The following is a 26,432-nucleotide window of genomic DNA, read 5'->3' on the forward strand; positions in this document are numbered from 1 at the left end:
GGCTACGACTTTTGGCCAAGAGCCACGGGATACAAGGGCTCAACTGTTCACAATCGGAATAAAAAATGTCTACAATTTTTTATTCAAAGCGTCGATTTCAGCACGCCGGGATCGGTTATTGGCAGGAGCCAGCGTGATTGACCTCTTTTCAAACCACCACGGCGGGAGCGATCCTGCACCCAGCCGCGCGCTTCAATAGTGCGACCTTGCAGACCATTGAGCATGGCCGGATCGAACTGACTGATCAGTTCGGGGGCAATACGTAATACCAGTGAACCCTGGATTTCAATCCAGATGCCACCGCGATTGCGCTCGATCTTGCTGACCCGGCCAGTTACCAGCGCAAACCCGGAGCGCTTGAGTTGTGCCACCGTTTGCACCGGCGATTGGCGCCACAGCCCCAGGCGCGCCTGGCGGGCGCTGTTTTCCGCCGCCTGCTGGCAGGTGGCGAGGTCTACATTCGGCGCCACCCCCACCTGGAAGCCCAAGCCCTCGGCGAGCAATTGCGCTTCCAGGTTCTCGCCATTGGCGCCATAGAGGTGGGCCAGGGTGCGGCCGTAATGATCCTTGCCCTCGCGGCCAGGCACCAAACCGACACGCCCATCACTGGCCTGCACCAACGCTTGTAGACGCTGGCGGGCGGCGACGGCAAACGGCTCGTCAGTACGACCCTTCTTGCCGGTTTCCGGCGCATTGAGGCCGATCATCCGCACGCTGCGGCCATCCTTGAGGCGTACGGTGTCGCCGTCCACCACGCGCTGCACTTCTACTCGCGCCACGGAAGCGGGTGCCGGGCAGAATACCGCGGCCTGGGCGGTTGCCAGCCAAATCCCGGGCACAAAAAAGGCGCCCACAAGGGACGCCTTTTTCAACAGCTGGCAAAAGCCCATAAGGCTTTTGAGCCTTACTCTGCTGGAGTAGCAGCAGGCTTCTTGCCGAAAGCACCAAAGCGATCTGCGAAGCGCTGTACACGGCCGCCGGTGTCCAGAGTTTTCTGCTTACCGGTGTAGAACGGGTGGCACTCGTTGCATACGTCAGTACCCAGTGGCTTGCACAGGTTCGAACGAGTTTCGAACTTGTTGCCGCAGCTGCAGGTAACTTCGATGGTTTCGTACGCTGGATGGATATCGGCTTTCATGGCACTTCCTCGGGCTAGCGTGCCGCCACTCGACACTATTGTCGAATACCGCACGTAATTAGGCCGCGGATTCTACCAGACCTTTTTAAACGCGCAAGCGGCGCTACTGACCAAAAACCTCCTTTCATCAGAAAACCATGGCATACCCAAGCCCTCCCCGCTCTGCTAGGCTCGCGCCCCTGCACCACTGCCTGCCTTTATATGAGATGCCCCGCGTGCCCGACGCCATTTTGCGCCTAGCCCTGCCCTCCCCCCTGCGCCGCCTGTTCGATTACCGGGCCCCGGCTGGAGTGCTGCGGACGCAGTTGCAGCCGGGGATGCGCGTGCGTGTGCCGTTTGGGCGCAGGGAAATGATCGGCATTCTGGTGGAGGTCGCGGACCACAGCGAGGTCCCGGCGGAAAAGCTCAAGCCGGCCCTGGCCATCCTCGACGCCACACCGCCACTGCCGCCGGCACTGTTCAAGCTGTGTCTGTGGACTGCGCAGTATTACCAGCACAGCTTGGGCGATACCTTGAGCTGGGCGCTGCCGGTACTGCTGCGCCAGGGCGAACTGGCCGAAGCGCGCCAGGAGCGTTTCTGGTCGATGGTGCCCGGCGCGCGCCTCGACGACCCGCGCATCGCCCGCGCCCCGCGCCAGCGCGAAGCCCTGGCCACATTGGCCCAGCACCCCCATGGCGTGGCCCACCAGTTGTTGAGCAAGCTGATGCTGAGCAAGGACAGCCTCGACCTGCTGCTGGCCAAGGGACTGGTGCAGGTGGAAATCCGCAAGCACGCCCCAGACCCACGCCACGAACATTGGCTGGCCCAGCCGGAGCTGCCGCTGAACCCCGAGCAACGCGCTGCCTATGAGGCGATTCGCGCCGGTTTCGACAGCTTCCACGCCTTCCTTCTGGCTGGCGTCACCGGCAGCGGCAAGACCGAAGTGTATTTGCAACTGATCCGCGAAACCCTGCAGGCCGGCAAGCAGGCACTGGTGCTGATCCCGGAGATCAACCTGGGCCCACAGACCCTGGCGCGTTTCGAGCAGCGCTTCAACGCGCGCATCGCCCTGGTGCACTCAGCGGTCAATGACCGTGAGCGCCTGGAGTCGTGGCTGGCAGCGCGGGACGGCGAGGCAGACATCATCATTGGCACCCGTTCGGCGCTGTTCACCCCGATGAAAAACCCCGGGCTGATCATCATCGACGAGGAGCACGACGGCTCCTATAAACAGCAGGAAGGCCTGCGTTACCACGCCCGCGACCTGGCGCTGGTACGCGCACGTCAGGAAGACATCCCGATTGTGCTGGGTTCGGCCACGCCGTCCCTGGAAAGCCTGCATAACGCCTACACCGGCCGCTATGGCCTGCTACGCATGAACGAGCGCGCCGGCGGCGCCAAACAACCGCGCTTCCTGCGCCTGGACGTGAAAAGCCGCCCGCTGGACAGCGGTATTTCCGGTCCGATGCAACAGGCCATCGGCCAGACCCTCGCCGCGGGCCAGCAAGTATTGGTGTTTCTCAACCGTCGCGGCTTTGCCCCGACACTGCTGTGCCATGACTGCGGCTGGATGTCCGAGTGCGAGCGCTGCGATGCGCGCATGACCGTGCACCAGCGCCACGGCGAATTGCGTTGCCATCACTGCGGTCATGTAGAGCGGGTGCCACGCCATTGCCCGCAGTGCGGCAAGGTCGACCTGCGCCCGGTCGGGGCCGGCACCGAGCGCGCCGAAGAGCGCCTGGGCATTCTGTTCCCGGATTACCCGGTGCTACGGGTCGACCGCGACAGCACGTCGCGCAAAGATGCAATGAACCAGTTGTTTGCCACCATTCAGAAAGGTCAACCGTGCATTCTGATCGGCACGCAGATGCTCGCCAAAGGGCACCACTTCCCACGGGTGACCCTGGTGTCGATCCTGGATGCCGACGGCGGGTTGTTCTCCGGGGATTTCCGCGCCAGCGAACGCATGGCGCAGTTGATCGTGCAGGTGGCAGGGCGCGCCGGACGGGCCGAAGAGCCGGGCAAGGTGATTATCCAGACGCACCTGGCCGACCACCCGCTGCTGATTCAACTGACGGAACAAGGCTATTTTGCCTTCGCCGAGCAGGCATTGAGCGAACGCCGCGCTGCCGGCTTGCCACCCTTTGCGCACTTGGCGTTGCTGCGTGCCGAAGCCCACAAACCCGGCCAGGCCGAAGGTTTCCTCGATCAAGCCTGCAGCGTGGCCGAACGTTTGCTCGGCGAGCTGGGCCTGAGCGGTATCGAGTTGCTCGGCCCCGTGCCTGCGCCCATGGAGCGGCGTGCCGGGCGTTATCGGGCTCAGCTACTCTTGCAGGCAACCTCCCGTGCGCCGCTGCATCGACTGCTAAGTAGCTGGATGCTTGAGCTGGAGCAAATGCCCAGCGGCCGGCAGGTGCGATGGTCGTTAGATGTAGACCCGGTAGATTTATATTGAGGGTAATTACGTCATCGCAGGCAAGCCAGCTCCCACATTATGAAATGTGCCCCCCCCCCCGTTAAATGTGGGAGCGGGCTTGCCCGCGATGAGGCCCGCAGGTCCGCCATCTAGTCTGAACGGTTGGCAAGCTCGCCCTCGCCACGGATAATGCCCAGTTTTTCCACCTGCGCATCGCGCGCCGCCGCTTGCGGTCGAAAGAGAACACCATGAAAGACACCATTCGCCAGCTGATCCAACAAGCCCTCACCCAACTCGTCAACGAAGGTGTGTTGCCTGAAGGCCTGTCGCCGGCGATCCAGGTGGAGAACACCCGCGACAAGACCCACGGCGACTTCGCCAGCAACATCGCGATGATGCTGTCCAAGCCGGCCGGCATGAAACCGCGCGACCTGGCGGAAAAAATCATCGCTGCACTGCCGGCTGACGCCAGTGTCACCAAGGCTGAAATCGCAGGCCCGGGCTTTATCAACTTCTTCCAGAACACCCAGGCCTTGGCTTCGCGCCTGGACGCAGCCCTGGCCGATGCCAAAATCGGCGCACACAAGGCTGGCGACACCCAACGCGTGGTCATCGACCTGTCGGCGCCGAACCTGGCCAAAGAGATGCATGTCGGTCACCTGCGCTCCACCATCATCGGCGACGGTGTGGCGCGGGTGCTGGAGTTCCTCGGCGACACCGTGATCCGCCAGAACCACGTCGGCGACTGGGGTACCCAGTTCGGTATGTTGATGGCCTACCTGCAGGAAAACCCGATCACCAGCAACGAGCTGGCCGACCTGGAGAACTTCTACCGCGCCGCCAAGAAGCGCTTCGACGAATCCGAAGAGTTTGCCGACCGCGCCCGTGGCCTGGTGGTCAAACTGCAAGCCGGCGACCAGGAATGCCTGGCGCTGTGGAACCGCTTCCGTGAGATTTCCCTGTCCCACTGCCAGGAAATCTACGAACTGCTCAACGTGAAACTGACCATGGCCGACGTGATGGGCGAAAGCGCCTACAACGACGACCTGATCAACGTGGTCAACGACCTCAAGGCCAAGGGCCTGCTGGTCGAGAGCAACGGCGCGCAGTGCGTGTTCCTCGAAGAATTCAAGACCGCCGACGGCGAGCCGCTGCCGGTGATCATCGTCAAGGCCGATGGCGGCTATCTCTACGCCACCACCGACCTGGCTGCTGTGCGCTATCGCAGCGGTGTGCTCAAGGCCGACCGTGCGCTGTACTTCGTCGACCAGCGCCAGGCCCTGCACTTCCAGCAAGTGTTCGAAGTGGCCCGTCGTGCCGGCTTCGTCACCCACCCGATGCACATGGAACACATGGGTTTCGGCACCATGAACGGCGCCGATGGCCGCCCGTTCAAGACCCGTGACGGCGGCACCGTCAAGCTGATCGACCTGCTGACCGAAGCCCAGGAACGTGCCTACAACCTGGTGAAGGAGAAGAACCCGGAGCTGGCCGAGGCCGACCTGCGTAATATTGCCCGCGTGGTGGGCATTGGTGCGGTGAAATACGCCGACCTGTCCAAGCACCGCACCAGCGACTACAGCTTCAACTTCGACCTGATGCTCAACTTCGAAGGCAACACCGCGCCGTACCTGCTGTACGCCTACACCCGCGTGGCCGGCGTATTCCGCAAGCTGGGCAAGGACTTCAGCGAAGTCGAAGGCCAGATCGCGCTGGACGCCGCCCACGAACAGGAACTGGCGGCCAAGCTCGCGCAATTTGGCGAAGTGCTCAACAGCGTTGGCGAAAAAGGCACGCCGCACATCCTGTGCACCTATTTGTACGAAGTGGCCGGCCTGTTCTCCAGTTTCTACGAAAACTGCCCGATCCTGACCGCCGACGACGAAGCCCAGAAACAAAGTCGCCTGCGCCTTGCCGCATTGGCTGGACGCACCCTCAAGCAAGGCCTGGAACTCTTGGGCCTGGAAACTCTGGAGCGTATGTAAGTTGGCTGCCAAGAAAAAACCTGCACCCAAACGCGGCGCCAGCCGTTATCAGGCCCCGGCGAAGCAGCCGATCCCGGGCTGGCTGTGGATGGCCATCGGCCTGACGGTCGGTGCCTTCGTTGTGTTTCTGATGAAGCTGGAGCCTGGCCAGGGCGATGACGTCAAGCGCGTCAAACAGGAGCAGCAGAAGGCCACGAAAATTGCCGAGGCCAACAAGACTGCGCCAAGCCCGACCGCACCGGTGAAGCCGAAATACGACTTCTACACACTGCTGCCGGAATCGGAAGTGATCGTGCCGCCCGACGCCGTGCCGGAGAAAACCCTGCCGACCCCGCAAGTGCCGACCACGCCCGTAACCCCAGCGGAAGCGGCGAAAATCGATACGGCTCGCGCCCAGGCTGCACTGGCCGGCATCACTCCGCCGCCAGCACCGCCAGTGGCAGCGACCAAGGCCGCGCCTGTGACCAAGTTCTTCCTGCAAGCCGGCTCGTTCCCGAAACAGGCGGATGCCGATCGTGTGCGTGCACAGATCATTCTGTTGGGCCAATCGGTCTCGGTTGAGTCCGGCACGGTGAAGGACGCGACCTGGTATCGCGTATTGGTGGGGCCGTTCAGCAACCGTGAGCAACTGACCGTGGCGCAGAAACAATTGGCCGGGGCCGGGTTTAGCAATCTGTTGTTACAACAGCGCCAGAGCCGCTGATTTCGAAGACATAGCAGGGCTAATGTGGGAGGGGGCTTGCCCCCGATGGCGGTATATCAGTCAATATATTCAGCGACTGACACACCGCGATCGGGAGCAAGCCCCCTCCCACATTTGGTTTTGCGGTGTTCTTGAATAGGTGTCGGATCAATAAACACCACTCGTCCGCGCACCCGTCCTACGGTTGAAATCCCCCCCGCCACCCCCATATGAGTTCTCATCAGGGCATTTTCGCCCCGCTGCGTGGAGACTCTCCCCTTGACCACCATCGTTTCAGTACGTCGCCACGGCAAAGTCGTCATGGGCGGCGACGGCCAGGTTTCCCTGGGCAATACCGTGATGAAAGGCAACGCGAAAAAAGTGCGTCGCCTGTACCACGGCCAGGTACTTGCCGGTTTCGCAGGCGCTACCGCCGACGCCTTTACCCTCTTCGAACGTTTCGAAGGCCAGCTTGAGAAACATCAGGGCCACCTGGTGCGCGCCGCTGTCGAACTTGCCAAAGAATGGCGCACCGACCGCTCCCTCAGCCGCCTGGAGGCCATGCTCGCCGTCGCGAACAAAGACGCTTCCCTGATCATCACCGGTAACGGCGATGTGGTAGAGCCCGAACATGGCCTGATCGCCATGGGTTCCGGCGGTGGCTATGCCCAAGCGGCAGCCAGTGCGCTGCTGAAGAAAACCGACCTGTCGGCCCGTGAGATCGTCGAGACCGCTCTGGGTATCGCCGGCGATATCTGCGTGTTCACCAACCACAACCAGACCATTGAGGAGCAGGACCTCGCCGAGTAAGCCGTAGGCTTATTCCCGCTTGAGGCCGCCAGACACTATGTCCATGACCCCCCGCGAAATCGTCCATGAACTCAATCGCCATATCATCGGCCAGGACGATGCCAAGCGCGCCGTTGCCATTGCGCTGCGTAACCGCTGGCGCCGGATGCAACTGCCCGAAGAACTGCGCGTTGAAGTAACCCCCAAGAACATCCTGATGATCGGCCCGACCGGTGTCGGTAAAACCGAAATCGCCCGGCGCCTGGCCAAATTGGCGAACGCCCCGTTCATCAAGGTCGAAGCGACCAAGTTCACCGAAGTCGGCTACGTGGGCCGTGATGTCGAGTCGATCATCCGCGACCTGGCCGATGCCGCCCTGAAGATGCTGCGCGAACAGGAAGTGACCAAGGTCAGCCACCGTGCCGAAGACGCAGCGGAAGAGCGCATCCTCGACGCCCTGCTGCCACCGGCCCGCATGGGTTTCAACGAAGACGCCGCACCGTCGTCGGATTCCAATACTCGCCAGCTGTTCCGCAAGCGCCTGCGTGAAGGCCAGCTGGATGACAAGGAAATCGAGATCGAAGTGGCTGAAGTGTCCGGCGTGGATATTTCTGCCCCGCCTGGCATGGAAGAAATGACCAGCCAGTTGCAGAACCTGTTCGCCAACATGGGCAAGGGCAAGAAGAAAAGCCGCAAGCTCAAAGTGAAAGAAGCGCTGAAGCTGGTGCGCGACGAAGAAGCCGGCCGCCTGGTCAATGAGGAAGAACTCAAGGCCAAGGCCCTGGAAGCGGTCGAGCAGCACGGCATCGTGTTTATCGATGAGATCGACAAAGTGGCCAAGCGTGGCAACTCCGGTGGCGTCGATGTATCCCGCGAAGGTGTGCAGCGTGACCTGTTGCCGCTGATCGAAGGCTGCACAGTCAACACCAAGCTGGGCATGGTCAAGACTGACCACATTCTGTTTATCGCTTCCGGTGCGTTCCACCTGAGCAAGCCAAGCGACCTGGTGCCCGAGCTGCAAGGCCGCCTGCCGATTCGTGTGGAACTCAAGGCACTGACACCTGGCGACTTCGAGCGCATCCTCAGCGAACCCCACGCCTCGCTCACCGAGCAGTACCGTGAGTTGCTGAAAACCGAGGGCCTGGGTATCGAGTTCCAGGCGGACGGTATCAAGCGTTTGGCGGAAATCGCCTGGCAGGTCAACGAGAAGACCGAGAACATCGGTGCCCGACGCCTGCATACCTTGCTTGAGCGCTTGCTTGAGGAAGTGTCGTTCAGTGCCGGCGACATGGCGGGTGCGCAGAATGGCGAAGCGATCAAGATCGATGCTGACTACGTCAACAGCCACTTGGGCGAATTGGCGCAGAACGAAGACTTGTCTCGTTATATCCTGTAAGCCTCACACAGAACTGCTTTGCTTCAAATGTGGGAGGGGGCTTGCTCCCGATGGCGGTGTATCAGTATCAGATGAGCTGACTGACACACCACCATCGGGAGCAAGCCCCCTCCCACATTTTCAAGCCGGTTTATTCAGGAGCATCCCATATGGTCAAGTTTCCTACTGCAGTAAACCTGCACAAAACCTCCAATACCCTTGGCCTGACTTACGGGCCGGATGAAACCTACCAACTGCCCGCCGAATTCCTGCGGGTTCACTCGCCTTCGGCCGAGGTCCAGGGCCACGGCAAGCCCATCCTGCAATTCGGCAAGCTCAATGTCAGGTTGACCCAAGTCGAACCGGCCGGCCAGTACGCACTGAAATTGACCTTCGATGACGGCCATGACAGCGGACTGTTCACTTGGGACTACCTCTATCAGTTGGCCGTACGTCAGGACGCGCTATGGGCCGACTACCTGGCCGAGCTCAAAGCGACCGGAAAAACCCGCGACCCGAGTGAGTCGGTCGTGCGGCTGATGCTCTAGCACAGGCATCTTGGTCTTTAGAGCGCATTTTCTAATTTCATCTGCTTGAATGCCCTGTCGCGTGGCCAATGATCGGCCCGCTTGCGAAAAAAAATAAACTCGGGTAACCAATGGAGCTGGCAAGTTCCCTGCATTTGACGATGCGGTATCAACGGTCACCCGGGTCGCAGTACCAGGCTGGTGTCGTGTATCGAAATTGGGTGCGCAGCAATCGCCGGTACTCGTCTTTCGGACAATGGAGCGTCGTAGATGAGTAACAAGAATAACGATGACTTGAAACGCCAGGCCTCGGAAAACACCCTGGGGCTGAACCCGATCATCGCGTTACGCAAAAAGGATTTATTGGCCTCGGCCAAGATGGTGCTGACCCAAGCCATCAAGCAGCCGTTGCACAGCGTCAAGCACGTCGCCCACTTTGGCGTCGAGTTGAAGAATGTGATGTTCGGCAAATCCCAACTGGTGCCTGAAGGCGATGACCGTCGCTTCAACGACCCGGCCTGGAGCCAGAACCCGCTCTACAAACGTTATTTGCAGACTTACCTGGCGTGGCGCAAGGAACTCCACGACTGGATCGACGACAGCAACCTGCCGGCACAAGACATCAGCCGTGGCCACTTCGTGATCAACCTGATGACCGAAGCCATGGCCCCCACCAACAGTGCGGCCAACCCGGCGGCGGTCAAGCGCTTCTTTGAAACCGGCGGCAAAAGCCTGCTCGACGGTTTGTCCCACTTGGCCAAGGACATGGTGCACAACGGCGGTATGCCGAGCCAGGTCAACATGGGCGCCTTTGAGGTCGGCAAGACCCTGGGCACCAGCGAAGGCGCGGTGGTGTTTCGCAACGATGTGCTGGAGCTGATCCAGTACAAGCCCATCACCGAGCAGGTACACGAGCGCCCACTGCTGGTGGTGCCGCCGCAGATCAACAAATTCTACGTATTCGACCTGTGCCCGGAAAAGAGCCTGGCGCGTTTCTGCCTGCGCAATGGGCAACAGACCTTTATCGTCAGTTGGCGCAACCCCACCAAGGCCCAGCGCGAGTGGGGGCTCTCTACTTATATCGAGGCGCTCAAGGAAGCGGTCGATGTGGTCACGGCAATTACCGGCAGCAAGGACGTGAATATGCTCGGCGCCTGCTCCGGCGGCATCACCTGCACCGCACTGCTGGGCCACTACGCAGCGCTGGGCGAGAAGAAGGTCAACGCCCTGACCCTGTTGGTGAGCGTGCTGGACACCACCCTGGACACCCAGGTGGCGCTGTTTGTCGACGAACAGACCCTGGAAGCAGCCAAGCGCCATTCCTATCAGGCCGGCGTGCTGGAAGGCCGCGACATGGCCAAGGTGTTTGCATGGATGCGCCCCAACGACCTGATCTGGAACTACTGGGTCAATAACTACCTGCTGGGCAACGAACCGCCGGTGTTCGACATCCTGTTCTGGAACAACGACACCACCCGCTTGCCGGCCGCGTTCCATGGCGACCTGATCGAACTGTTCAAGAACAACCCACTGGTACGCGCCAACGCCCTGGAAGTGTGCGGCACGCCCATCGACCTCAAGCAGGTCACCGCTGATATCTACTCCCTGGCCGGCACCAACGACCACATCACGCCGTGGCAGTCCTGCTACAAGTCTGCGCAGTTGTTCGGTGGCAAGGTCGAGTTTGTGCTGTCCAGCAGTGGGCATATCCAGAGCATCCTCAACCCGCCGGGCAACCCCAAGGCGCGCTACCAGACCAGCGAGGGCTTGGCCGGCAATGCGCTGGAATGGCAGGAAAATGCGACCAAGCACACCGACTCGTGGTGGCTGCATTGGCAGGTGTGGCAGGCGGAGCGGGCGGGAAAACTGAAAAAAGCCCCGACGACATTAGGTAATAAAACCTATGCCGCCGCCGAAGCGGCGCCGGGTACCTATGTACATGAACGCTAGGCATTTTTTGTAATTGAAATGAGTTCAGATGTGGGAGCGGGCTTGCTCGCGAATGCGGTGTATCAGTATCAGATGTGCCAACTGAAATACCGCATTCGCGAGCAAGCCCGCTCCCACATTTTTGATCGCATTCCGGCTGTAACACTTCACAGGGCTTGAGCATGGCGCAACCGTTCATCTTCCGTACCATCGACCTGGATGGCCAGACCATCCGCACGGCGGTACGCCCGGGCAAGCCGCACTTGACCCCGCTGCTGATCTTCAACGGCATCGGCGCCAACCTTGAGCTGGTGTTCCCGTTCGTCCAGGCCCTGGACCCGGACCTGGAAGTGATTGCGTTCGATGTGCCCGGCGTTGGCGGTTCCTCGACGCCGAAGCGGCCCTATCGCTTCCCCGGCCTGGCCAGGCTCACCGCGCGTATGCTCGATTACCTCGACTACGGCCAGGTGAACGCCGTGGGTGTGTCCTGGGGCGGGGCACTGGCGCAGCAGTTCGCCTATGACTACCCGGAACGCTGCAAGAAGCTGATCCTGGCGGCCACAGCTGCCGGGGCCTTTATGGTGCCGGGCAAACCCAAAGTGCTGTGGCTGATGGCCAGCCCCCGGCGTTATATCCAACCCTCCCATGTGGTGCGCATCGCGCCGATGATTTATGGCGGCTCGTTCCGCCGCGATTCGAACCTGGCCGCCGAACATGCGAGCAAAGTGCGCTCGGCTGGCAAGCTGGGTTACTACTGGCAATTGTTCGCCGGGCTGGGCTGGACCAGCATTCATTGGCTGCACAAGATTCGCCAGCCCACCCTGGTATTGGCCGGGGACGATGACCCGCTGATCCCGCTGGTCAACATGCGCATGCTCGCCTGGCGCATCCCCAATGCGCAGTTGCACATCATCGATGACGGGCACCTGTTCCTGATCACCCGGGCTGAAGCCGTGGCGCCGATCATCATGAAGTTTCTCGAAGAGGAGCGCTTGCGCGCAGTGATACATCCGCGACCGGCGGTGTGAAGGACCACACCACCGCGCAAGTTGCCAGGAACCGACTATGGTTCTGGATTGGCGTGCCTGCTTGATGTCTTGACGAAGGAGTGTTGGCTCATGCGAGGAAGACCCGTGACGAACCCGGCGCCCACCCCCGCTGCGTTCATCAACGCACAAAATGCGATCACCGGCCTGCGCGGCCGCGACCTGCTGTCAACCCTGCGCACCGTCGCCGCGCACGGGCTGCGCAACCCGGTGCACACCGCCCGCCACGCCCTGGCCCTGGGCGGCCAACTGGGCCGTGTGCTGCTGGGTGAGACCGTGCACGAGCCCAACCCCAGGGACAATCGCTTCAGCGACCCCACCTGGAAGCTCAACCCGCTGTACCGGCGCAGCTTGCAAGCCTATCTGAGCTGGCAGAAACAGACGCGGCAGTGGATCGATGACAGCACCCTCAGTGACGATGATCGCGCGCGTGCGCAGTTCGCCTTCGCCCTGCTCAACGACGCCGTCTCCCCTTCCAACACCCTGCTCAACCCGCTGGCGATCAAGGAGTTGCTCAACTCCGGCGGCAACAGCGTGGTGCGCGGCGTGAGTAACCTGTTCGAAGACCTGCTGCACAACAACGGTTTGCCCCGCCAGGTCAGCAAACACGCCTTCGAAGTCGGCAAGACGGTGGCGACCACGCCCGGTTCGGTAGTGTTTCGCAACGAACTGCTGGAGCTGATCCAGTACAAGCCCATGAGCGAAAAACAGTACGCCAAGCCGCTGCTGGTGGTGCCGCCGCAAATCAACAAGTACTACATCTTCGACCTCAGCCCGGCCAACAGCTTTGTGCAATATGCCCTTAAAAATGGCCTGCAAACCTTCATGATCAGTTGGCGCAACCCGGACGTGCGGCATCGCGAATGGGGCCTGTCCACCTACGTGGCGGCGTTGGAGGAGGCACTGAATGTCTGCCGGGCCATCACCGGCGCCCGCGAGGTCAACCTGATGGGCGCCTGCGCCGGTGGCCTGACCATCGCCGCCCTGCAAGGCCACCTGCAAGCCAAGCGCCAGCTGCGGCGCATCTCCAGCGCCAGTTACCTGGTGAGCCTGCTCGACAGCCAGATCGACAGCCCCGCAACCTTGTTCGCTGACGAACAAACCCTGGAAGCCGCCAAGCGCCGCTCCTACCAGGAGGGCGTACTGGACGGCCGTGACATGGCCAAGGTGTTTGCCTGGATGCGCCCCAACGACCTGATCTGGAACTACTGGATCAACAATTACCTGCTGGGCAAGGAGCCGCCGGCCTTCGACATCCTGTACTGGAACAACGACAACACGCGCCTGCCCGCCGCCTTGCACGGCGACCTGCTGGACTTCTTCAAGCACAACCCCCTGAGCCATCCCGGCGGCCTGGAGGTGTGCGGCACGCCCATCGACTTGCGCAAGGTCACGGTGGACAGCTTCAGCGTGGCCGGGATCAACGACCACATCACACCGTGGGACGCGGTGTATCGCTCCACCCAACTGCTGGGCGGCGAGCGGCGCTTTGTGCTGTCCAACAGCGGGCATATCCAGAGCATCCTCAACCCGCCGGGCAACCCCAAGGCCAACTACGTCGAGAACCTCAAGCTGAGCAGTGACCCGCGTGCCTGGTACTACGACGCCCGGCATGTCGAAGGCAGCTGGTGGCCGCAGTGGCTGGAATGGATACAACAACGCTCCGGGGTACAACGCGAAACGCTTACCGCCCTGGGCAACCAGAACTACCCACCGATGGAAGCAGCGCCAGGCACTTATGTGCGGGTGCGTTGAGCTCAACGATCACATTAAGAAGACTGGATGAAGACCCGCGACCGTATCCTTGAATGTGCCTTGCAGTTGTTCAACCACAAGGGCGAACCGAACGTATCGACCATGGAGGTGGCCAATGAAATGGGGATCAGCCCCGGCAACCTCTACTACCACTTCCACGGCAAGGAGCCGTTGGTGCTGGGGCTGTTCGAGCGCTTTCAATGCGAGTTGGCGCCATTGCTCGATCCTCCCGCCAATGCGCAACTGGAGGCCGAGGATTACTGGCTGTTCCTGCACCTGATTGTCGAGCGCATGGCCCACTACCGCTTCCTGTTCCAGGACCTGTCGAACCTGGCCGGGCGCCTGCCGAAGCTGGCCAAGGGCATTCGCAACCTGCTCACGGCGCTCAAGCGCACCCTGGCCTCATTGTTAGCGCGGTTGAAAGCCGCGGGGCAGCTGGTCAGTGACACCCAGGCACTGGGACAGCTGGTGGAACAGATCACCCTGACCCTGCTGTTTTCCCTGGATTACCAACGGATTCTGGACCGTGAGGGTGAGGTGCGAGTGGTGGTGTACCAGATCATGATGCTGGTGGCCCCCCATCTGTTACCGACGGCGCGGAAGGCGACTGAGAAGTTCGCCTTGAAATATCTGGATGACACTGATTAAACATGTGGGAGCGGGCTTGCCCGCGATAGCGTTGGATCAGCCAATGCCTGTATGACTGACACTCCGCCATCGCGGGCAAGCCCGCTCCCACATTGGAAATGCAGCGTTTTTTAGGCTTGCATAAAAAACGCCCGGTCTCGCAGACCGGCGTTTTTTTGTGTCCCGGAAAAATCAGGACTGACTGGATGGCGTCGGGGTGACCGGCGTTGCAGTCGGGGTAGCAGCCGTATGCGTCGGTGCGGACACCGAGTTGGCGGTAGAAGCGGCCGCTGCTGGCGCCGCTGCCGGCTTGGCCGCTGCGGCAGGCTTTGCTGCTGCCGGTTTTTTCGCTACCGCAGGCTTTTTGGCCGCTACAGGTTTGGCCGCAGGCTTGGCTGCTGGTTTCGCAGCAGCGGGCTTGGCAGCAGGTTTGGCAGCAGCGGTTTTAGCCGCAGGTTTGGCAGCCGGTTTAGCCGCAGGTTTCGCGGCGGCTTTAGCGGCCACTGGCTTAGCGGCAGGCTTGGTGGCCGGTTTGGCGGCAGCGGTTTTAGCCGCGGGCTTGGCCGCAGGTTTCGCAGCGGCTTTGGCTGGTGCTTTGGCAGCGGGTTTTGCAGCCGGCTTGGCGGCGGCTTTAACCAGAGGCTTGGCGGCAGTTTTCGCGGCGGGTTTTGCAGCGGCTGTTTTAGCCGCAGGTTTGGCAGCCGGTTTTGCTGCAGGCTTGGCCGCGGCGGTCTTGGCAGGAGCCGCTTTGGCGCCGGTCAGTTTTTCAATTTGCTTGGTCAAGGTATCGACCTTGCTGTGCAGCGTCTTCAATTCAGCCTTGCTGGGTACGCCCAGTCGCGAAATTGCACTATTGAGGCGCTTGTCGAAGGTTTCTTCCAACTTGCCCCAAGTGTCAGAAATGCTCGACTTGGCAGAACCGGCAGTTGCCTTGGCCGCGTCCACTTTTTTACCGACTGTGCTCTTGGTCAACTTCTCGGCCTTCTCGCCGTCCTTGACCAGAGTCTCGAAGTATTTACCGCCGTCACTGCTAACCTTCGAGTACACGCCTAAACCAGCAAGCCAGATTTTGCGGGAATATTTTTCAACTTCCCCGACCCACGAGCTGCCTTCTTTCTGAGTAGTCTTTTTAACAGCCATCCCGATGTCTCCTTAGTGTTTACGCGCGACACGTTCGAGCAATGCCGTCAGCTCTTCGAGCTTAGCAGAGAGTGTCTCCACGTCATGTTTAGACGCAATGCCGATTCGATTCAAGGCACTTGCAACACGCGTGTCAAAAGCTTTTTCAACTTTATCCAGCTGAACTTCAACCAAGCCCCTGACGCCGGAGACGTTACTCTTTACTTGATCAATCTGACTGTTGGCGGCATCAAGTTGTTCAACTACAACTTTTTTACCTTTACTTTCAACGCGTTGGCCGCTCTTGACCAGCTCTTTGAAGTATTCGCCGCCCTCGCTGCCGACCTTTGCATAGGCACCAAGGCCCGCCAGCCAGATCTTGCGGGCATAGCTTTTAACCTCACTCAGGGGGGTGGTTTGAACGTCGATTTTTTTCTTCAAAATAACTTTGGCCATGGTGCACCTCACGCAAAAAGGGTGGAGGACGGCCCGCAGGAGTTGAGGGCTTGGGCACAAAGTAGGGGTTAAAATTAGAATCGGCACCCTAAGTCAGGCCAACGCCTTATCCAAGGCTTTTTCGATTTCGGACTTGATCGTGCCACTCATGGCCGACATCAACAGGCCGAGTTCTACCTCGATGCGCAGCGTGTCATCGGCCACCGCGACGGTGCCCTTAACCCCGGAACGTTTCAGCTTCAGGGTATCGCCGGCCCATGAAGACTCCACACCATATTTATCCTCGAGTTTGCGCGCCAATTGCTCAGCCTTGGCCCGCGCCTGTTCTTTCCCCAGGGTATGTTCACGCTCAACGGTAATACGGGCCATTGCAATGACTCCTCTTTATAACGACTCGGAACACCCGCCATGCGGCAAATGGCCTCGGTGAGCATCTATCTTACCTGCAGCCTTGCCAAGACAAAGCAGGCCTTGGGGATTATCATGTCCCGCATTCTCTTTTGGTGACAGCGATATGACTGATCAGCGCAAAGGCAGCGATGCCGAACCCACCACTCACTTCGGTTTCAAGAACGTCCCGGAAAGCCAGAAAGCGGAAAAAGTCGCTGAGGTGTTTCACTCCGTGGCGGCCAAGTACGACCTGATGAATGACGTGCTTTCCGGCGGCATGCACCGTCTGTGGAAGCGCTTCACCATCGAGTTGTCGGGCGTACGCACCGGCAACCGGGTACTGGATATCGCCGGCGGCACGGGCGACCTGGCCGCCAAGTTCTCCAAACTGGTCGGCCCCACCGGTCAGGTGGTTTTGGCCGATATCAACGGTTCGATGCTCAAGGTCGGCCGCGATCGCCTGCTCGACAAAGGTGTGGCCGGCAATATCGAGTTCGTCCAGGCCGACGCTGAGAAGCTGCCGTTCCCCGACAACCATTTCGACTGCGTGACCATCGCCTTCGGCCTGCGCAACGTCACTCACAAGGAGGACGCGATCCGCTCGATGCTGCGTGTCCTCAAGCCAGGTGGCCGCCTGCTGGTGCTGGAATTCTCCAAGCCGACCAACGCGCTGATGTCCAAGGTCTACGACACTTACTCGTTCGCCTTCATGCCGCTGATGGGCAAGTTGATCACCAATGACGCCGAGAGCTACCGCTACCTGGCCGAATCCATCCGCATGCACCCCGACCAGGAAACCCTGAAGTCAATGATGGTGGAGGCCGGTTTCGACCGCGTGACCTATCACAACATGACCTCCGGCATCGTTGCATTGCACCGAGGTATCAAACCCTGATGCTGCTCGCAGGCCTTCTCGCAAGCGTCGAACATGGCCTCAACCGTGTTCTGCGCCTGGACAGCACCGCCCTGGCACGGCTCGCGCACTTGAACGGCAAAGTCATTGCCGTCGACTGCCGCAGCCCCGCTGTGCAGCTGTTTATCCTGCCCAGCGATGAAGGCTTGCTGCTCGCCACTCAATGGGCCGCCGACGCCGACTGCACCTTGCGTGCGCCGGCCTCCAGCCTGTTGCACCTGGCGCTGAGCCGCAACAAGACCGCCATCCTCCACAGCCCCGAGGTGGAGCTGGAAGGCGACAGTGCGGTGCTGATGGACCTGGCCGCCGTGCTGCAGGACCTGGAGCTGGATTGGGAATACGAACTCTCGCGCTGGATCGGCCCGGTCGCCACCCAGTTGCTCAGCGGGCACCTGCGCAGCCGCTCGCGCTGGTACCAGCAAGGGTTCGCCAGCCTGAACCAGAACCTCGCCGAATACCTGAGCGAAGAATCGCGCACCCTGGTCGGGCAACGGGAAGCGCAAGCGCGCTTTCGTGAGCTCGACAAGGCCAAAATCGACCTGGAACGCCTCGAGGCCCGCTTCGAACGCCTGAGCCGCTCCCTTGATCCAAGCGATAACGCATGAAGCTGCTCGCCGTCCGCCGTTTGTTTCGTATCCAGCGCGTCGTAATCCGTTACCGCCTCGATGACCTGCTGTTTGCCCTGCCCCTGCCCTGGTTCCTGCTGGCGGTGCGTTATGTGCTGCCGTGGCGCTGGTTCCCGCGCAAACAGCTGGAGCTCAGCCGAGGCGCGTGCCTGCGCCTGGCGTTGCAGGATCTGGGGCCGATCTTTATCAAGTTCGGGCAGATCCTCTCCACCCGCCGCGACTTGCTGCCTGAAGACATCGCCGACGAACTGATGCTGTTGCAGGACCGTGTGCCGCCTTTCGATTCACAGCAGTCGATGGCGTTGATCGAAGAACAACTGGGCCAGAAGATCAGCGAGGTGTTCAGCCGCTTCGATGTCGAGCCCCTGGCCTCGGCCTCGGTCGCGCAGGTCCACGCCGCACAGCTCAAGACCGGCGAAGAGGTGGTGGTAAAAGTCATTCGCCCGGGCCTCAAGCCGATCATCGGCCAGGACCTGGCGTGGCTGTTTATCCTGGCTCGGGCGGCCGAACGTTTTTCTGCCGACGCGCGTCTGCTGCACCCGGTGGATGTGGTCGCCGACTACGAAAAAACCATCTACGACGAGCTCGACCTGCTGCGCGAAGCGGCCAACGCCAGCCAATTGCGACGCAACTTCGAAGGCTCGCAACTGCTGTACGTGCCACAAGTGTATTGGGACTGGTGCCGGCCGAAAGTGCTGGTGATGGAGCGCATCTACGGCGTGCAGGTCACCGACCTGGCCACCCTCGCCGACCAGCGCACCGACATGAAGATGCTCGCCGAACGCGGGGTGGAGATCTTCTTTACCCAAGTATTTCGCGACAGTTTCTTCCACGCCGACATGCACCCCGGCAACATCTTCGTCAGCACCGTCAATCCGTGGAGCCCGCAGTACATCGCGATCGACTGTGGCATCGTCGGCAGCCTGACCCCGGAAGACCAGGACTACCTGGCGCGCAACCTGTTTGCTTTCTTCAAGCGCGACTACCGCCGCGTGGCGCAGTTGCACATCGATTCAGGTTGGGTGCCGGCGGAAACCAAGCTCAACGAATTCGAAGCGGCGATCCGTACCGTATGCGAACCGATCTTTGAAAAACCGTTAAAAGATATTTCCTTCGGTCAGGTGCTGATGCGCCTGTTCCAGACTGCGCGGCGCTTCAATATGGAAGTACAACCGCAGTTGGTGCTGCTGCAAAAAACCCTGCTCAACATCGAAGGCCTGGGCCGCCAGTTATATCCGGACCTCGATCTGTGGAACACCGCGCAACCGTTCCTGGAGCGCTGGATGCGTGAGCGGATGAGCCCGAAGACCATGTTGGGCAACCTGCACAGCCAGTTCGAACAACTGCCGCACCTGGCCAACATGACCCGCGATCTACTGGAGCGCATGTCCCAGCCCCACGCCAAAGACCCCGAGCCGCCTTGGCGCAAGCGCAAGGACGACTGGTTCCTGCGCCTGCTCGGCGCCGCGCACCTGGTGGGCGGTGTGATGCTGGTGATCGGCGGGCCGCTGAATCAACTGGGTCACTGGCCAGCCGGAATCATGGTGGCGGTGGGTGTTTATCTGATCGTGCGTCGATAGCCAATCCGGTTATACACTGTCGCAAATTGCCGGAGCCGAACATGAAAAACTGGCTGGACGAGATCAAGTGGGACAGTGACGGCCTGGTGCCGGCCATTGCCCAGGACTACAAGACCGGGCGCGTATTGATGATGGCCTGGATGAACCGCGAGGCGCTGAGCCTCACCGCCACTGAGCAGCGCGCCATCTACTGGTCACGTTCGCGTGGCAGACTGTGGCGCAAGGGCGAAGAATCCGGACACGTGCAGGTTCTGCATGAAATGCGCCTGGACTGCGACGCTGACGTGGTGATCCTGATGGTCGATCAGATCGGCGACATCGCCTGCCATACCGGGCGCCACAGCTGTTTCTATCGCGTCTTCGAAGACGGCGAATGGAAGACAGTGGACCCAGTGCTTAAAGACCCGCACGCCATTTATTCGGCAGGACACTGAACATGAGCGATACCCTGAACCGTGTGGCCCAGGTGCTGGAAGACCGCAAAGGCGCGGATGCCGACAGCTCCTATGTCGCTAGCCTTTACCACAAGGGTCTGAACAAGATTCTGGAAAAACTCGGCGAAGAATCCGTCGAGACCATCATTGCGGCCAAGGACGCGCAAATCAGCGGTGATTACAGCGATGTAATCTATGAGACCGCCGACTTGTGGTTCCATAGCCTGGTCATGCTTGCCCAACTGGGGCAGCATCCACAGGCCGTGCTGGATGAACTGGACCGTCGCTTCGGCTTGTCCGGGCACGTCGAAAAGGCCTCGCGCCCGTCCGCCTGATTAACCAAGACTTGAGGATTTGCAGCATGGGCATTTTTGACTGGAAACACTGGATCGTCATTCTGGTGGTGGTTGTTCTGGTGTTCGGCACCAAAAAACTGAAAAACCTCGGCACCGACGTCGGCGAGTCGATCAAGGGCTTTCGTAAAGCCATGAACGACGACGAGAAACCCGCCGAGCCAAGCGCAAACCCGGTGCCACCGGCACAGCCTGTGCACCCGCAGGCCGCTCAGCCGATCACCGAGCGTCGTACCTTCGACGTGCAGGCTGAAAAAGTCCAAGAGCCGACCCGCAAAGACTCGTGAGCACTGACTAATGTTTGGTATCAGCTTCTCTGAACTGCTGCTCGTCGGCCTGGTAGCCCTGCTGGTACTGGGGCCGGAACGCCTGCCCGGTGCCGCACGCACCGCCGGCCTGTGGATCGGGCGCCTGAAACGCAGTTTCAACGCGATCAAACAGGAAGTTGAACGTGAAATCGGTGCCGACGAGATCCGCCGGCAATTGCACAACGAACATATCCTGTCGTTGGAGCAGGAGGCGCGCAAGATTCTTTCCCCGGTGCAGGAGCCGGCCAAGCCGGTCACTCCGGTGGCCGAGCAGAGCATCGCGCCGGTGTCCCCTGCCGAAGCCGTTCCCGCCCCGATAACGCCTGCGCCGACGCCCGTCGCGTCGCCCGCGCCCAATGACCCTACACTGCCGCCGCGAGCCCCATGAGCGCTGATAAACCGGAAAACGACCAGCACATGCCGCTGGTCTCGCACCTCACCGAGTTGCGTACCCGCCTGCTGCGTTGCGTAGCGGCCATCTTCATCATCTTTGCAGGGCTGTTTGCGTTCACCCAGCAGATCTACACCTTCGTTTCCACACCGTTGCGCCAGTACCTGCCTGTCGGCGCGACGATGATTGCCACCGACGTGTCGTCGCCGTTCCTGACGCCATTGAAGCTGACCATGATGGTTTCGCTGTTCCTGGCGATCCCGGTGATCCTGCATCAGATCTGGGGCTTTATTGCGCCGGGCCTGTACAAGCACGAGAAGCGCATCGCAGTGCCGTTGCTGGTGTCGAGCATCCTGCTGTTCTATACCGGCATGGCCTTCGCCTACTTCCTGGTGTTCCCGCTGATCTTCAAGTTCTTCGCCGCCGCCACCCCGGCCGGCGTGGAGATGATGACCGATATCACCAGCTACCTCGACTTCGTGATGACGCTGTTCTTCGCCTTTGGCGTGGCCTTCGAAATCCCGGTGGCGGTGGTGTTGCTGGTGTGGATCGGCGTGGTCGACGTCAAGTACCTGAAGAAGATCCGCCCGTACGTGATCATCGGCTGCTTTGTGGTTGGCATGATCCTCACGCCGCCGGACATCTTCTCCCAGACCTTGCTGGCCGTGCCGATGTGGATGCTGTTCGAAGTGGGCATCCTGTTCAGCGGCTTGATCAGCAAGCGCGGCGAACACCCGGACGACCAGCCTGCCGACGACGACCAGCCGCCAGCGACCCAGCCGTGAACCTGCTGCTGCTGGAAGACGCCGACTTCATCGCGGCCGACCGCGTGGTGCTGCGTGATCGGCGCCTGGTGCATATGCAGGAAGTCCACCGCGCCGCCGTAGGCGACAACCTGCGTGTGGGCCGCATTGGTGGGCTGATGGGCAATGCCCAACTGCTGCGCCTGGACGCAGGCGAAGCCGAGCTGCAAGTCAGCTTCGACCAACCGCCGCCGCCAAAGCTGCCCCTGACACTGCTGCTGGCCCTGCCCCGCCCGAAGATGCTGCGCCGGGTGCTGCAAACCGTGGCGGCCATGGGCGTGCCCAAGGTCGTGCTGGTCAACAGCTACCGCGTGGAAAAAAGCTTCTGGCAGACCCCATTCCTGGAACCTGAAGCGGTTCGCGAGCAACTGATCCTCGGTCTGGAACAGGCGCGGGACACGGTGCTGCCCGAGATCATTATCGAAAAGCGCTTCAAACCGTTTGTCGAAGATCGCCTGCCGGCCATGACTGCCGGCACCCTGGGCCTGATCGGTCATCCCGGCGATTACCCGGCCTGCCCCCGTGGGCTGGATGAGCCGGTAACACTGGCAATTGGCCCGGAAGGTGGTTGGATTCCCTATGAAGTCGAGCTGCTGACCAAGGCCGGTTTGCAACCGGTGCAGCTTGGTGCGCGCATCCTACGGGTTGAAACCGCCGTGACGGCCCTGCTCGCCCGACTGTTCTGATATCAAATCCAAAAACACTACAGCCCCCTCCCACATTGGATCTCTGGCGCTACAGAATCCTATGCCCATGCCGATAGCCTCTGAATAAGTCCAAGCCTTGTTCCAGGGGAGTTCGCAGCATGTATCGTTGGTTAGCCGAGAAACTGGGGAATGTAAGCGTCAACCGCAAGCTGAGCGTCGGCTTTGGCCTGGTGTTGATCCTGACGCTGTTGATCACCTTTACCGGCTGGACCGGCCTGGGCGACGTAATCAATCGCGGCGATAAGCTGGGTTTTATCTCCAGCCTCAATGGCCTGACCAAAGACCTGCGCCTGGCGCGCCTGGACTTTGATATGCGCCGCGGCGAACAAGGCACTGACGCGGTCACCGGCCTGATTACTCAGTTGGACAATGGCCTTGAAACCGCCGCGCAGTTAATCGAACAGCCCAATGACAAGGCCCTAGTCGAACAACAACAGGAAGCGTTGAGCCAATACAAAAAAGCCTTCGCGGCCATGGTCCAGGCGGGCCTCAAGCGTGAGGGCGCGCGCAGCAAGCTCGGCGACACCGCCGACAATGCCGTGGCCAAAACCAACGAGATTGAAAAAAGCCTCCTGCAAGGCGACAGCGTCACCCAGTTCAACAGCGTGGTTGACCTGAGCAAGCTGATCCAGCAAGCGCGCTTCCAGGTACGCGGCTACACCTACAGCGGCAAAGTCGAGGCCGAGCAACCGGCCCTTGATGCCATCGACAATGCCCTGAAAAAAATCACCGAACTGCAAAGCCAACTGCCAGCGCCCTACCAGGCCAACCTGCAAGAGGCTGGTGTCTCACTGCAAGCCTATCGCGCCGCCGTCAGCCAATATCGCGACTCCCAAGTGGCCAGTGCCGCCGCCCTTAAAATCATGAGCGCCCAGGGCGATATTCTGCTGGGCCATAGCGAGAAACTCACCACGTCGCAAACCGCAGTGCGCGACCACGATGTGGCCCAGGCCAAGTATCTGTTGCTGCTCGCCACCGTACTGGCGATGGTCTTCGGCCTGTTCGCAGCCTGGGCCATCACCCGCCAGATCGTCATCCCGCTAAACCAGACCCTCAAGGTCGCCGAGCGCGTGGCCTCCGGCGACCTGAGCCACAACCTGGACTCTGGCCGCCAGGACGAACTGGGCCAGTTGCAACGCGCCATGCAGAGCATGACCGTGGGCCTGCGCGCGTTGATCGGTGGTATCAGCGACGGCGTCACCCAGATCGCCAGCGCGGCCGAGCAATTGTCGGCCGTGACTGAACAGACCAGCGCGGGGGTCAACAGCCAAAAGGTCGAGACCGATCAGGTCGCCACCGCCATGAACGAAATGGCCGCCACCGTGCAGGAAGTTGCACGCAATGCCGAGCAAGCCTCGGAAGCTGCTGTAGCCGCAGACCAACAGGCCCGTGAAGGTGACAAGGTGGTCGGCGAAGCCATCGCCCAGATCGAACGCCTGGCGACCGAAGTCGGCAACTCCACCCTCGCCATGGGCGACCTGAAGCGCGAAAGCGACAAGATCGGCAGCGTGCTTGACGTGATCAAATCCGTCGCCCAGCAAACCAACCTGCTGGCGCTGAATGCGGCCATTGAAGCGGCGCGTGCCGGGGAGGCCGGGCGTGGCTTCGCGGTGGTGGCCGATGAAGTGCGCAGCCTGGCCCAGCGCACACAGAAGTCCACCGAAGAGATTGAAGAGCTGATCGTCGGCCTGCAAAACGGTACCCAGCAGGTGGCCTCCATCATGGACAACAGCCGTGGGCTGACCGACAGCAGCGTTGAACTGACGCGTCGCGCCGGCAGCGCATTGGCGAATATCACCCGCACGGTTTCAACCATCCAGGCGATGAACTCACAAATCGCCACCGCCGCCGAGCAACAGAGCGCCGTAGCCGAAGAGATCAACCGCAGCGTGTTGAATGTGCGTGACGTATCCGAACAGACGTCCTCGGCCAGCGAAGAAACCGCTGCGTCGAGTGCAGAACTGGCGCGCCTGGGCATTCATCTGCAAGCATTGGTCGGCCGCTTCAGGGTCTGACACGCTCACACCAGGGAGTGGCCCGTGCGGGGTCCTCTCTGCAACTTGTGAAATTTCCTACACGTCTTTCAGGTCAATTCTTACGCGCCCCTTGCCGAAAAGATTTAGCGTTCCCACTCCTCCTGACCTGCGTCAGTCGGACTGCGAGACGCTTTCTCTTTGCTGATGGAGGTGCATCATGTTTCGACCACTGACCCGCGTATTGGGCAATACCAGCGTCACCCTCAAGCTTATCCTTGGCTTCGGCCTGGTGCTGGCACTGTGCATTGCTGTCGCCCTGACGGGATGGCAGGCACTGAACGACTCGCTCTTCCGTGCACAAACCTTGACCACTCTTTCTCGATTGGCCGTGACCGGTGAAGAACTACGCGCCGAACGGATTTTGTACCGCACCCTCAATGAACCGACGAACTTCGACAAGATCGGCCGGCACATGGAAAAAATCGACGGTTACCTGGTCGAGTTGGCGGATCGCCTGAAAATCCAGGCACATCTGCAGCAAGTCCAAGACTCCAGTCGCCTCAGCGCGCGCTTCAAGACCGCACTGGGCGGGCTACCCACCTTGATGCAACAACGTGAGCAAGCGCAGAAGGGGCTCACCAGCAGTTCTGTGGCGGCCAGCGACACCCTTGGACAATTTTCCAGTGACTTGCCCGACCAGAACGATGAGAAAGCCTTGGATAGCGTGGAAAACCTGCGCCTGGCCTTGGAAAAAGCCGAAGACCGCGCCAAGGCACCGGCATGGGCCGCAGACACACTGCAGATTTACACCCAAGGCGTGGACGACGCGCTCAAGGCCCTCGACGGTGCTCAGTCTGCCGTGACGGCTTTACCGGTCGACAGCACCGCTCTGAACAGCGCCCTGCTCGACTATCGCGCCCAACTCAACCGCGTCAAGGACGCGCAGGTCACTGTTGAAAACACCCAGAATCAACTGGAGCAGTGGCTGGACCAGTTACTCTCGCAAAGCGACCGCCTGAGCGAGGAACAGACCCTGCAACGCGACAAAGAAGCAGACTTGGCTCGCCTGTTGTTGCTCTACGTGACAGGCGCAGCGCTGCTGCTCGGGGCCCTCGCTGCCTGGCTGATCGCCGGCCAGATCGTGCGGCCGTTGCGCCAGGCGCTGCTGACAGCCAACCGCATCGCCGAGGGCGACCTGAGCCACGATATCACTACCTCGCGGCGCGACGAACTGGGCCAATTGCAACGCAGCATCGGCCAGATGACGCTCAACCTGCGCGCCCTGATCGGCGGTATCAACGACAGCGCCCGCCAGATCGCAAGCGCCGCCGAGCAACTGTCCGCCGTCACCGAGCAAACCCGCGCCGGGGTCAATGGCCAGAAACTGGAAACCGAGCAAGTCGCCACCGCCATGAACGAAATGCTCGCTACCTCCCAAGAGGTCGCTCGTCACGCAGAGCAAGCCTCGATTGCCGCCACTGAGGCTGATCAACAAGCAGGTGTGGGCGACCAGGTGGTGGCCGAAGCGATTACCCATATCGAACATCTGGCCGAGCAGATGAACCGCTCGAGCCTGGCGATGCAAGGCTTGCAACAGGAAAGCCAGAAGATCGGCAGCGTGCTGGAGGTGATCAAATCGGTGTCCGAGCAAACCAACCTGCTGGCCCTTAACGCCGCTATCGAAGCGGCACGCGCGGGTGAAGCCGGTCGCGGTTTCGCTGTAGTGGCCGACGAAGTACGCACCCTGGCCCAGCGCACCCAGCAATCAGCCGAGGAAATCGAGATGTTGATCGAGGGTTTGCAGCGTGGCACGCAACACACCGCCGATATCCTGGACAACAGTCTCAGCCTGACCGACAACAGCGTGGAGCTGACGCGCCGCGCAGGCGCAGCCCTTGCCAACATCACCCGTACGGTATCGGTGATTCAGGAGATGAACCCACAGATTGCCGCAGCAGCCGAGGAGCAAAGCGCGGTGGCCGAAGAGATCAACCGCAGCGTACTGAAGGTCAAGGATGCGTCGGAACAAACCTCGACCGCCAGTGAGCAGACGGCGGCGGCCAGCATCGAGCTGGCGCGCCTGGGCACAGACCTGGCGCGCTCGGTAGGCCGGTTCAAGGTCTGAGC

The 26,432-nt window shown here is 60.8% G+C and carries 26 protein-coding genes and 1 pseudogene; 22 read left to right on the top strand and 5 right to left on the bottom strand.

Annotated elements, in window-relative coordinates; all coding sequences use genetic code 11:
- Positions 1-83 precede the first annotated feature (83 nt).
- Both JH25_RS14765 and rpmE read right to left on the bottom strand, forming a co-directional pair.
- Positions 84-890 (bottom strand): thermonuclease family protein, encoded by an 807-nt coding sequence (locus tag JH25_RS14765; RefSeq protein WP_032878316.1) that lies wholly within the window; start codon positions 888-890, stop codon positions 84-86.
- 14 nt (positions 891-904) lie between these two features.
- A complete protein-coding gene (gene rpmE / locus JH25_RS14760; RefSeq protein ID WP_005784030.1) occupies positions 905-1,138 on the bottom strand; it encodes a 50S ribosomal protein L31 in 234 nt (77 codons plus the stop codon).
- Positions 1,139-1,353: 215 nt separating this feature from the next.
- Between rpmE and JH25_RS14755 the strand changes: the two genes are divergently transcribed.
- From JH25_RS14755 to JH25_RS14710, 10 genes are all read left to right on the top strand, one after another.
- Positions 1,354-3,573 (top strand): primosomal protein N', encoded by a 2,220-nt coding sequence (locus tag JH25_RS14755; protein ID WP_032881136.1) that lies wholly within the window; start codon positions 1,354-1,356, stop codon positions 3,571-3,573.
- A gap of 209 nt (positions 3,574-3,782) precedes the next feature.
- The gene (gene argS, locus JH25_RS14750) at positions 3,783-5,519 is read left to right on the top strand and encodes an arginine--tRNA ligase (RefSeq protein ID WP_032878318.1); all 1,737 of its coding nucleotides are present in this window, start codon (positions 3,783-3,785) and stop codon (positions 5,517-5,519) included.
- A 1-nt stretch (position 5,520) separates the two neighbouring features.
- Positions 5,521-6,222 carry an SPOR domain-containing protein gene (locus JH25_RS14745; protein WP_005784023.1) on the top strand — a complete coding sequence of 234 codons (702 nt, stop codon included), beginning with the start codon at positions 5,521-5,523 and terminating at the stop codon, positions 6,220-6,222.
- A gap of 258 nt (positions 6,223-6,480) precedes the next feature.
- On the top strand, positions 6,481-7,011 hold the full coding sequence (hslV, locus tag JH25_RS14740) for an ATP-dependent protease subunit HslV (RefSeq protein ID WP_003171209.1): 531 nt from the start codon (positions 6,481-6,483) through the stop codon (positions 7,009-7,011).
- Between the two features lie 37 nt (positions 7,012-7,048).
- Positions 7,049-8,386: an ATP-dependent protease ATPase subunit HslU gene (hslU, locus tag JH25_RS14735; RefSeq protein WP_003171208.1), complete on the top strand. Its 1,338-nt coding sequence runs from the start codon at positions 7,049-7,051 to the stop codon at positions 8,384-8,386.
- Positions 8,387-8,535: 149 nt separating this feature from the next.
- Positions 8,536-8,913: a gamma-butyrobetaine hydroxylase-like domain-containing protein gene (locus JH25_RS14730; RefSeq protein WP_032878320.1), complete on the top strand. Its 378-nt coding sequence runs from the start codon at positions 8,536-8,538 to the stop codon at positions 8,911-8,913.
- 249 nt (positions 8,914-9,162) lie between these two features.
- A complete protein-coding gene (gene phaC, locus JH25_RS14725; RefSeq protein WP_032878321.1) occupies positions 9,163-10,842 on the top strand; it encodes a class II poly(R)-hydroxyalkanoic acid synthase in 1,680 nt (559 codons plus the stop codon).
- A 161-nt stretch (positions 10,843-11,003) separates the two neighbouring features.
- A complete protein-coding gene (gene phaZ, locus JH25_RS14720) occupies positions 11,004-11,849 on the top strand; it encodes a poly(3-hydroxyalkanoate) depolymerase (protein WP_005784015.1) in 846 nt (281 codons plus the stop codon).
- 90 nt (positions 11,850-11,939) lie between these two features.
- Positions 11,940-13,622 (top strand): class II poly(R)-hydroxyalkanoic acid synthase, encoded by a 1,683-nt coding sequence (phaC, locus tag JH25_RS14715; protein WP_032878322.1) that lies wholly within the window; start codon positions 11,940-11,942, stop codon positions 13,620-13,622.
- A 27-nt stretch (positions 13,623-13,649) separates the two neighbouring features.
- Positions 13,650-14,270, top strand: coding sequence for a TetR/AcrR family transcriptional regulator (locus JH25_RS14710; protein ID WP_005784011.1), 621 nt, complete (start codon positions 13,650-13,652; stop codon positions 14,268-14,270).
- Between the two features lie 171 nt (positions 14,271-14,441).
- Here the strand turns inward: JH25_RS14710 and JH25_RS14705 are convergent, their stop codons facing one another.
- The 3 genes from JH25_RS14705 to JH25_RS14695 all read right to left on the bottom strand — a co-directional run bounded on the left by JH25_RS14705 (position 14,442) and on the right by JH25_RS14695 (position 16,193).
- Positions 14,442-15,389 carry a phasin family protein gene (locus JH25_RS14705; RefSeq protein ID WP_032878323.1) on the bottom strand — a complete coding sequence of 316 codons (948 nt, stop codon included), beginning with the start codon at positions 15,387-15,389 and terminating at the stop codon, positions 14,442-14,444.
- A 12-nt stretch (positions 15,390-15,401) separates the two neighbouring features.
- Positions 15,402-15,824: a phasin family protein gene (locus tag JH25_RS14700; RefSeq protein ID WP_032878324.1), complete on the bottom strand. Its 423-nt coding sequence runs from the start codon at positions 15,822-15,824 to the stop codon at positions 15,402-15,404.
- A gap of 93 nt (positions 15,825-15,917) precedes the next feature.
- On the bottom strand, positions 15,918-16,193 hold the full coding sequence (locus JH25_RS14695) for a polyhydroxyalkanoic acid system family protein (protein ID WP_032878325.1): 276 nt from the start codon (positions 16,191-16,193) through the stop codon (positions 15,918-15,920).
- Between the two features lie 145 nt (positions 16,194-16,338).
- Here JH25_RS14695 and ubiE point away from each other — a divergent pair, with 145 nt between their 5' ends.
- From ubiE to JH25_RS14640, 12 genes and pseudogenes are all read left to right on the top strand, one after another.
- Entirely contained in the window at positions 16,339-17,109 is a 771-nt protein-coding gene (ubiE, locus tag JH25_RS14690) for a bifunctional demethylmenaquinone methyltransferase/2-methoxy-6-polyprenyl-1,4-benzoquinol methylase UbiE (protein WP_003171186.1), read from the top strand.
- Complete coding sequence (locus tag JH25_RS14685; protein WP_005784000.1) at positions 17,109-17,732, top strand: ubiquinone biosynthesis accessory factor UbiJ; 624 nt, start codon at positions 17,109-17,111, stop codon at positions 17,730-17,732. The genes ubiE and JH25_RS14685 overlap by 1 nt, the downstream gene beginning before the upstream one ends.
- A complete protein-coding gene (gene ubiB / locus JH25_RS14680) occupies positions 17,729-19,333 on the top strand; it encodes a ubiquinone biosynthesis regulatory protein kinase UbiB (RefSeq protein WP_005783998.1) in 1,605 nt (534 codons plus the stop codon). Before JH25_RS14685 ends, ubiB begins: the two co-directional genes overlap by 4 nt.
- 41 nt (positions 19,334-19,374) lie before the next feature.
- The gene (gene hisI / locus JH25_RS14675) at positions 19,375-19,767 is read left to right on the top strand and encodes a phosphoribosyl-AMP cyclohydrolase (RefSeq protein ID WP_005783996.1); all 393 of its coding nucleotides are present in this window, start codon (positions 19,375-19,377) and stop codon (positions 19,765-19,767) included.
- Between the two features lie 2 nt (positions 19,768-19,769).
- On the top strand, positions 19,770-20,102 hold the full coding sequence (locus JH25_RS14670) for a phosphoribosyl-ATP diphosphatase (protein WP_005783994.1): 333 nt from the start codon (positions 19,770-19,772) through the stop codon (positions 20,100-20,102).
- Positions 20,103-20,128: 26 nt separating this feature from the next.
- Positions 20,129-20,407 (top strand): twin-arginine translocase TatA/TatE family subunit, encoded by a 279-nt coding sequence (locus JH25_RS14665; protein WP_005783993.1) that lies wholly within the window; start codon positions 20,129-20,131, stop codon positions 20,405-20,407.
- A 10-nt stretch (positions 20,408-20,417) separates the two neighbouring features.
- Positions 20,418-20,816 carry a Sec-independent protein translocase protein TatB gene (gene tatB, locus JH25_RS14660; protein WP_032878326.1) on the top strand — a complete coding sequence of 133 codons (399 nt, stop codon included), beginning with the start codon at positions 20,418-20,420 and terminating at the stop codon, positions 20,814-20,816.
- Positions 20,813-21,604 carry a twin-arginine translocase subunit TatC gene (gene tatC / locus JH25_RS14655; RefSeq protein ID WP_005783990.1) on the top strand — a complete coding sequence of 264 codons (792 nt, stop codon included), beginning with the start codon at positions 20,813-20,815 and terminating at the stop codon, positions 21,602-21,604. Before tatB ends, tatC begins: the two co-directional genes overlap by 4 nt.
- A complete protein-coding gene (locus JH25_RS14650; protein ID WP_005783988.1) occupies positions 21,601-22,308 on the top strand; it encodes a 16S rRNA (uracil(1498)-N(3))-methyltransferase in 708 nt (235 codons plus the stop codon). The genes tatC and JH25_RS14650 overlap by 4 nt, the downstream gene beginning before the upstream one ends.
- 119 nt (positions 22,309-22,427) lie before the next feature.
- Positions 22,428-23,438, top strand: a pseudogene (locus tag JH25_RS29380) (methyl-accepting chemotaxis protein); the annotation flags it as partial.
- Positions 23,439-23,639: 201 nt separating this feature from the next.
- Entirely contained in the window at positions 23,640-24,344 is a 705-nt protein-coding gene (locus JH25_RS29385) for a methyl-accepting chemotaxis protein (RefSeq protein ID WP_371920241.1), read from the top strand.
- A 178-nt stretch (positions 24,345-24,522) separates the two neighbouring features.
- The gene (locus JH25_RS14640) at positions 24,523-26,430 is read left to right on the top strand and encodes a methyl-accepting chemotaxis protein (protein WP_032878327.1); all 1,908 of its coding nucleotides are present in this window, start codon (positions 24,523-24,525) and stop codon (positions 26,428-26,430) included.
- Positions 26,431-26,432 lie beyond the last annotated feature (2 nt).

The organism is Pseudomonas sp. BRG-100 (assembly GCF_000737955.1).
Lineage (GTDB): Bacteria > Pseudomonadota > Gammaproteobacteria > Pseudomonadales > Pseudomonadaceae > Aquipseudomonas > Aquipseudomonas synxantha_A.

Excerpts from the sequence above, each read along its gene's own strand:
- JH25_RS14765 (WP_032878316.1), bottom strand. The coding sequence starts at position 890 with ATGGGCTTTTGCCAGCTGTTGAAAAAGGCGTCCCTTGTGGGCGCCTTT.
- rpmE (WP_005784030.1), bottom strand. The coding sequence starts at position 1,138 with ATGAAAGCCGATATCCATCCAGCGTACGAAACCATCGAAGTTACCTGC.
- argS (WP_032878318.1), top strand. The coding sequence starts at position 3,783 with ATGAAAGACACCATTCGCCAGCTGATCCAACAAGCCCTCACCCAACTC.
- hslU (WP_003171208.1), top strand. The coding sequence starts at position 7,049 with ATGTCCATGACCCCCCGCGAAATCGTCCATGAACTCAATCGCCATATC.
- JH25_RS14730 (WP_032878320.1), top strand. The coding sequence starts at position 8,536 with ATGGTCAAGTTTCCTACTGCAGTAAACCTGCACAAAACCTCCAATACC.
- phaC (WP_032878321.1), top strand. The coding sequence starts at position 9,163 with ATGAGTAACAAGAATAACGATGACTTGAAACGCCAGGCCTCGGAAAAC.
- phaZ (WP_005784015.1), top strand. The coding sequence starts at position 11,004 with ATGGCGCAACCGTTCATCTTCCGTACCATCGACCTGGATGGCCAGACC.
- phaC (WP_032878322.1), top strand. The coding sequence starts at position 11,940 with ATGCGAGGAAGACCCGTGACGAACCCGGCGCCCACCCCCGCTGCGTTC.
- JH25_RS14710 (WP_005784011.1), top strand. The coding sequence starts at position 13,650 with ATGAAGACCCGCGACCGTATCCTTGAATGTGCCTTGCAGTTGTTCAAC.
- JH25_RS14705 (WP_032878323.1), bottom strand. The coding sequence starts at position 15,389 with ATGGCTGTTAAAAAGACTACTCAGAAAGAAGGCAGCTCGTGGGTCGGG.
- JH25_RS14700 (WP_032878324.1), bottom strand. The coding sequence starts at position 15,824 with ATGGCCAAAGTTATTTTGAAGAAAAAAATCGACGTTCAAACCACCCCC.
- JH25_RS14695 (WP_032878325.1), bottom strand. The coding sequence starts at position 16,193 with ATGGCCCGTATTACCGTTGAGCGTGAACATACCCTGGGGAAAGAACAG.
- ubiE (WP_003171186.1), top strand. The coding sequence starts at position 16,339 with ATGACTGATCAGCGCAAAGGCAGCGATGCCGAACCCACCACTCACTTC.
- JH25_RS14685 (WP_005784000.1), top strand. The coding sequence starts at position 17,109 with ATGCTGCTCGCAGGCCTTCTCGCAAGCGTCGAACATGGCCTCAACCGT.
- ubiB (WP_005783998.1), top strand. The coding sequence starts at position 17,729 with ATGAAGCTGCTCGCCGTCCGCCGTTTGTTTCGTATCCAGCGCGTCGTA.
- hisI (WP_005783996.1), top strand. The coding sequence starts at position 19,375 with ATGAAAAACTGGCTGGACGAGATCAAGTGGGACAGTGACGGCCTGGTG.
- JH25_RS14670 (WP_005783994.1), top strand. The coding sequence starts at position 19,770 with ATGAGCGATACCCTGAACCGTGTGGCCCAGGTGCTGGAAGACCGCAAA.
- JH25_RS14665 (WP_005783993.1), top strand. The coding sequence starts at position 20,129 with ATGGGCATTTTTGACTGGAAACACTGGATCGTCATTCTGGTGGTGGTT.
- tatB (WP_032878326.1), top strand. The coding sequence starts at position 20,418 with ATGTTTGGTATCAGCTTCTCTGAACTGCTGCTCGTCGGCCTGGTAGCC.
- tatC (WP_005783990.1), top strand. The coding sequence starts at position 20,813 with ATGAGCGCTGATAAACCGGAAAACGACCAGCACATGCCGCTGGTCTCG.
- JH25_RS29385 (WP_371920241.1), top strand. The coding sequence starts at position 23,640 with ATGGCCGCCACCGTGCAGGAAGTTGCACGCAATGCCGAGCAAGCCTCG.
- JH25_RS14640 (WP_032878327.1), top strand. The coding sequence starts at position 24,523 with ATGTTTCGACCACTGACCCGCGTATTGGGCAATACCAGCGTCACCCTC.